Origin of the sequence: Kordia jejudonensis (assembly GCF_001005315.1) — a bacterium.
GTDB classification, from domain to species: domain Bacteria; phylum Bacteroidota; class Bacteroidia; order Flavobacteriales; family Flavobacteriaceae; genus Kordia; species Kordia jejudonensis.
The window spans coordinates 20,463-27,364 of record NZ_LBMG01000066.1; the positions used below are offsets into that span (position 1 = coordinate 20,463).

General features: G+C 35.0%; 5 protein-coding genes. 3 read left to right on the plus strand and 2 right to left on the minus strand.

Annotated elements, in window-relative coordinates:
- Nucleotides 1–19 precede the first annotated feature (19 nt).
- Complete coding sequence (locus AA089_RS21285) at nt 20–1,111, minus strand: chorismate-binding protein (protein WP_046759036.1); 1,092 nt, start codon at nt 1,109–1,111, stop codon at nt 20–22.
- Between the two features lie 15 nt (nt 1,112–1,126).
- Nucleotides 1,127–1,546 carry a PaaI family thioesterase gene (locus AA089_RS21290; protein WP_046759037.1) on the minus strand — a complete coding sequence of 140 codons (420 nt, stop codon included), beginning with the start codon at nt 1,544–1,546 and terminating at the stop codon, nt 1,127–1,129.
- A gap of 53 nt (nt 1,547–1,599) precedes the next feature.
- Here AA089_RS21290 and AA089_RS21295 point away from each other — a divergent pair, with 53 nt between their 5' ends.
- The 3 genes from AA089_RS21295 to AA089_RS21305 all read left to right on the plus strand — a co-directional run bounded on the left by AA089_RS21295 (nt 1,600) and on the right by AA089_RS21305 (nt 6,513).
- Nucleotides 1,600–2,241, plus strand: coding sequence for an alpha/beta hydrolase (locus AA089_RS21295; RefSeq protein WP_046759038.1), 642 nt, complete (start codon nt 1,600–1,602; stop codon nt 2,239–2,241).
- 314 nt (nt 2,242–2,555) lie between these two features.
- Nucleotides 2,556–4,661 (plus strand): DNA helicase RecQ, encoded by a 2,106-nt coding sequence (gene recQ / locus AA089_RS21300; protein ID WP_046759039.1) that lies wholly within the window; start codon nt 2,556–2,558, stop codon nt 4,659–4,661.
- Nucleotides 4,662–4,860: 199 nt separating this feature from the next.
- Nucleotides 4,861–6,513 (plus strand): HYR domain-containing protein, encoded by a 1,653-nt coding sequence (locus AA089_RS21305; protein ID WP_046759040.1) that lies wholly within the window; start codon nt 4,861–4,863, stop codon nt 6,511–6,513.
- Nucleotides 6,514–6,902: the final 389 nt, after the last annotated feature.

Sequence of the window (6,902 nt, forward strand, 5' to 3'; positions counted from 1 at the left end):
ACGACTTTCAGCGTAGTTTTTACAATACTCTTTTCATTATTTGCGATTTCGCCAAGGTTTCCTGCCATTCCGATTCAGGATTTGAATCTTTGGTAATTCCGCCACCAATGTAAAGTGTTGCCTTTGGACCATTTAATTCCATACAACGGAGATTTACATACAATTCAGAATTTGTTCGCACAGCTCGGTACGCACTATTTTCCTGATTTTTCCGATTGCGATTTCTCGACGTTTCTTCTTTTAAATTCAATTCGCCCAAATATCCTGTGTAAAAAGTACGATTATAGCCTTCTTCTTCTAAAATAAACCTTTTTGCTGCTTCCGTTGGAAACCCACAAATAGCTGGCGTTGGATGTAATGTGGTAATAATATCGCCAATATTAATTGTTGGCGCAATTCGTCCTGAAATCATAGAACGCAAATGCAAAACACTTCCTGCCTGATGCGTTTCTGCTTCCGTAACGGTCACGTTCAAGGTTATATTTTGCAAACGATTTACAATATAATCGGTCACAATTTGCTGTTCTTCAATCTCTTTTTGACTCCACGAAGTTTCAACGTTTTCGTCAAACTTTTGCGTTCCTGCTAAAGACATGGTTGTAAATGTGCTGCCTTTAGCATTTAGTAAGGTTTCAGGAGTTGCGCCCAACCACATGCCTACTTTCGGATGATACCAGATGTAGACAAAAGCGGTGTTGTAGGTTGCTAATAATTGTTGAAATAATTCAAACGGATTTTTCTCCGTAACAACGTCTTCCTTTCGAGATACTACAATTTTTTCAATGTCAGAATCTTGAATCGTTACTACACCTTTTTTGACTAACTGTATATGTTTTTTGTACGCTTCCGCGAGAATGAACTCAGAAACATTGGAAGCTTTGGTAACTTTATTTGTGACAATTGTAACACGTTGTACATCTTCAAACGGAATTAAAATAATCTGTTGAGCAGCATCAAACGGAGCAAATACAAAACCACTTTCGCTAAAATCTGAAACAGTATGCAAAACCGTATCATGCTGAAAAATAACATTCGTCTGTGTTGCATTCGGCTTCCGATAGGCAACAAAAGGCAAGTTTTTATTAAAATGTGACGCTAAAGTTTCGAGCATTTCGATTGTTTGAAATTATTTGGGCAATACAATTGTTGTCAATTTACACAAGGAAATCAACGTTCCTTCTTCATCCACCACTTTTATTTCCCACAAATGTGTCGTTCTTCCTTTGTGAATTGGTCGTGCGGTTGCAAATACTTCGCCATCGCGTTTACTCTTTAAATGATTTGCAGAAATTTCCAATCCTTTTACTTTAAATTTTGTCGGATCAATAAATAAGTGTGAAGCTGTACTGCCTACGGTTTCTGCCAATGCAACTGTTGCGCCGCCGTGCAATAATCCTTGTGGTTGATGTACACTTGAGTTTACAGGCATTTTAGCCGTTAGGTAATTTTCGCCAACATCGGTATATGAAATTTGTAACGTTTCCAGTAATGTATTTGGAACAATTCCGTTGAGTTGTTTTAAAATTTCCTCTTTTTCTAAATTCATTTGATATATTTATAGCAATTACAAAAATACAAAACGCTAACGCAACTTTACGGATGAACGAAAAAGAAATCACATACCAAATTACAAATACATACACAACTGTCAACAAACTAACCGCTAAAACCAAAAATGTTTGGTTGGTTTGTCACGGAATCGGGTTTTTGAGTCGTTATTTTGCTGCGTATTTTGAAATACTAAATCCCGATGAAAATTACATTATTGCACCACAAGCATCTTCTAAATATTATTTAAATGGCGAATACAAGCATGTTGGCGCTAGTTGGCTGACAAAGGAAAATACAGAAAAAGAGATTGCAAATGTTATGGCGAATTTGAATGCAATTTATGAAGCTGAACATATTCCGAAACATGTCAATTTTTATATTTTAGGATTCTCCCAAGGTGTTTCTGTGGCAATGCGTTGGGTTGCGCGTTATAAAATTCCATGTACAAAATTGATTATATATGCAGGAAGTATTCCTACTGAGTTAAAAAAAGAAGATTTTGACTTCATCAATTACGACACTACAAAAGTGATGAATGTTGTTGGCGATAAAGATGAATATTTAACAGAAAAACGGATGCAATTAGAGCTTGAAAAAATGAAATCACTATTTGGAAACAAGTACACATTAAAAATATTTGAAGGTACGCACAAAATGAACATGAAAATACTTTCAGAACTCGCTGATTAAAAAACAATTACGAAAATTACGTAGCTATTGTACGGCGATCACGTAATGGTTTCCCTATTTTTATATGTACGTTTACAAAACCAATAAAGAACATTGAGTTAAATTAAAGATTTCCTAAAAAACCTAAAATTTAGCTCAACACCATTAAATAACCAATCACAACCAATCTTAAAAAGCACAACTCTACAAAAGTTGTGCTTTTTTCGTTTGTCATTTATACGTCATAAAATCTCTTTGTTTGTATTGGTTCTTATTTAGAATTATTTAAAATTAAACTATACATTAGTAGCTATTTTTTATTTTCTTTGTAAAATATGATAGCCCTAACTAAAATTAAAAGTACCCTAAAAGAGTATTTTGGTTATGACCAATTTCGACCATTACAAGAAGAAATCATTCAATCTATTTTTGAAGGAAATGACAACTTAGTTATTATGCCTACTGGTGGCGGAAAATCTATTTGTTTTCAATTGCCTGCCATTTTACTCGATGGAATTACCATTGTGATTTCTCCACTTATTGCATTAATGAAAGACCAAGTTGATGGCTTAACCACTAACGGAATTTCCGCAGCATACATTAACAGCAGTCAAACCGAATTGGAACAACAGGAGATTTACACGAAGATTGCCGCAAACGAAATAAAGCTTTTGTATAGTGCGCCTGAGAGTTTGTCGTACTTGGAACATATTTTTACCAATCAAAAAATTAGCCTAATCGCTATTGATGAAGCACATTGTATTTCTTCATGGGGACACGATTTTCGTCCTGCATATACCAACTTAGGATATTTAAAAAAGCGGTTTCCAACGATTCCTGTAATTGCATTAACGGCAACTGCTGACAAAGCGACACGTGAAGACATCGCCAATCAACTAAATATTCCGAATGCAACACAGCATATTGCTTCCTTTGATCGAAAGAATTTAAAATTAGAAGTGCGTCCTGCAAACGATCGTATTACGCAAATCATTAATTTTATTGACGAACGCCCAAATGAAAGCGGAATTATTTATTGTTTGAGCCGAAAAGCCACAGAAACCGTTGCGGAAAAATTGCAAGCTTCCAATATTAATGCAATGGCGTATCATGCAGGAATTAATCATGATATACGTTCACAAATTCAAGAAGACTTTATCAATGATACCTGTCAGGTAATTTGTGCCACTATTGCTTTCGGAATGGGCATTGACAAATCGAACGTGCGTTGGGTTATTCATTACAATTTGCCAAAAAACATTGAAGGATATTACCAAGAAATTGGTCGTGCTGGTCGTGACGGATTGCCTTCAAATACAGTACTTTTTCATAGTTATGCCGATGTAATTCAATTGCAAAAATTTGCACAAAACTCTGGAAATGTAGAAGTACAACTGGCAAAATTGGATCGTATGAAAGAATACGCTGATGCGCTGAGTTGTCGCAGAAAAATATTACTGAGTTATTTCGGAGAATTGATTCGTGAAGATTGTGGAAATTGTGATGTGTGTAAAAATCCTCCGCAGTTTTTTGACGGAACTATTATTGCACAAAAAGCATTGTCCGCTGTAGCGCGATTGGAAGGGCAAGAACCTATAGGCACTGTGATTGATGTGCTTCGTGGCGCACAAAATAATACTATTTTTGACAAAGGTTATCAGCATGTAAAAACCTACGGAATTGCCAAAGATATTTCTTGGCTCGACTGGAAACAATACATGACGCAACTCATCAATTTAGGATATTTAGAAATTGCTTTTCATGAAAATAATAAGCTCAAACTAACGGAGTTTGCAAAAGATGTATTATTTCATGGAAAAAAAGTTGATTTAGCAAATTTGGTAGAAGCTAAAAAGATACAAGAAAAGCAAACCGTAAAAACTCCAAAAGCTTCCAAAAATTCATTATTCGAACGTTTACGTCAGTTACGACTAAGCATTGCGCGTGATGAAGAAGTTCCTGCATATCAGATATTTAATGATGCTACGCTGAAAGAAATGGAAAATGTACGTCCAATGTCTGACGAAGAATTTATTCAAATTAGTGGTGTTGGAAAACGGAAGTTGGAAAATTACGGATACCAATTCATCAAAGAAATTATTGCGTTTACGAAAGAGAAAGAAAAGAAACCAAAGCGTAAAGGCGAAACAACAAAAAAAACCTACGAATTGTATCAACAAGGTTTATCGATTGCTGAAATTGCACAAGTTCGAAAATTGGCTGAAACCACTATTTTTTCACATATTTCCAAATTGTATGATGAAGGAAAAGATATTGATTTGATGCGATTTATTGACAAAAACGATTTACAAAGTATCAGAGAAGCCAAAGAAACGCTTGGGAATCCTGATACGTTAAAAGCTTATTTTGAACATTTTGAAGAAGCCATTCCCTATTCTACGATTCGCGTTGGTTTGACGATTTTGGGTAAAGAAGATTAATTTTCCTCATATAAATTTTAGTTTTTCTTCATCTATTTTTTTAGTAGTTATAGTTTTTTGATTGAAAAAGTGATGAATTCTCCATAAAACAGGCAGATTTTATTCTTTTCACACTTTCCGTGAAAAATTTGATAGTCTAGCAAAATTCAGCTAACTTCCTCTTTTTAAAATATTTAAAACTAACTACAACCAACTAATTATGAAGAAAAAACTACTCTTTTTATTCCTTGTCTGTACAGGAATTTCTTTTACCAATGCCCAAGGAATTTTTGACGATTCTATTCATACAGCAACTACTTTTGGAAGTGTCAATTCGCCTGGAGCAGAAGGTGTCCAAAATATTATTGATCAAAATTCAAATACCAAATTCTTAGATTTTAATGCGTTTGACGGAATTGGTTTTGAAGTCGATTTGTTAGGTGTGAGCGCAACAGCCATTGCCATGGAATTTGTAACGGCGAATGATGCTCCTGAACGCGATCCGACTACTTATGAAATTTTTGGTTCTAATGATGGAACAAATTTTACAAGTGTGGCTACTGGTGCGATTCCGTGTATTTCTACACGTTTCTTTTCAAGAACATTTTCATTTACCAATACAAACACATATACCTTTTATAGAGTAAATTTTACAGGAACTTGTGGCACTTCTTCCATAAATCAAATTGCAGATGTACAATTGTTTGAATCTATTGGCGATTCGCCCGTAATTACCTGTCCTGCAAATATTACTGTTAACAATACCGCAGGGCAATGTGAGGCTACTGTAACTTATAATGTTACCGCTAACGATACTGAAGACGGAATGTTAACACCAACCGTAACTTCTGGTTTGGCTTCTGGTGCAGCGTTCCCTGTAGGAATTACAGAGGTTTTTATGAGTGTTACCGATTCAGATAACAATACATCTAGCTGTAGCTTTACAGTTACTGTTGTTGATAATGAAGATCCTGTTGCGGGTTGTCCTGCAAATATTATGCAAACTGCCGCCAATTTTGGAGATACAACTGCTGTAGTTAATTATACTTTAACACCAACGGATAATTGTGTGTTGATAAATCCGCTGACTGATTTTACACCATTGACAAATATTAATGGAAAGGCATATTACTTGTCTAACAATTCATTTTCACCTGTCAATGCATTTAATGATGCCATCACTCAAGGTGGATTTGTGGGCACAATTAGAAACGCGACAGACAACGCAACCATAACGGAAGCTATCGGGAACGTTGGTGGTGCTGGCGATGTGGTAATTGGTTTTAGTGATACGGATACGGAAGGAACTTTTGTATGGCAAAGTGGCGACACTTCAACCTATAACAATTGGAATCCTGGAGAGCCAAATAATGCTGGAAATGAAGATTATACCGTAATTCAATCCAGTGGCGGTTGGAATGATATTACCAACGTAGTTACCTATAGATATCTTTTAGAAATTGATTATACACCTACACAAACGGCTGGTTTGCCAAGTGGAGCCGATTTTCCAATTGGAACTACTACAAATTCATTTACCATTACCGATTTGGCAGGAAATGCCGTAATGTGTTCGTTTGATGTCACTGTAGATGCTAATTTGAGCGTAGCTGAGAATGCGTTTTCAAATAGTATCAGGCTTTCGCCGAATCCTACAAAGGATATAATTACGATCAGTAGTGCTACGAATATATCTGTATCTGAGATTTCCTTACTCGATTTGAATGGTAGAATCTTAAAAACAATTTCTTCTATTGGACAATTATCTGACGGAAAAACAATTGATATTTCAAATTTTGCAGCTGGCATCTATTTTATGAGATTACAAGCTGCTGATGATAGTGTTGCTGTAAAACGTATTGTGAAGCAGTAAATTACTTAAAATAAACATATCAACTACAGACTCATTACAATCTTTATTGAAATGAGTCTGTTCTTTTTTTTCTACACATTGTCTTTTTTGTAATATAAATCTTTTAAATAATAATTATTTATAGGTTAAAACTTACACACATGTGTGTTTCATTAGAAAATATACCATATCTTTACTTTATATAAGAGCTACCAAAATACCTTACGAAAAACATGAGAAATCTTAAAATCAACATTATCATATGTTTAGAAAATTTAAACCTATAAAATATACTTATCTAACCATATTGTGTTTTACAATCTTTGCTTGCAAAAGTGACGATAATGGTAATTCTGGAGATCAGCTCCCAGTTGCTACACAAACAGGCGCCAATACCGTAGGATGCCTCG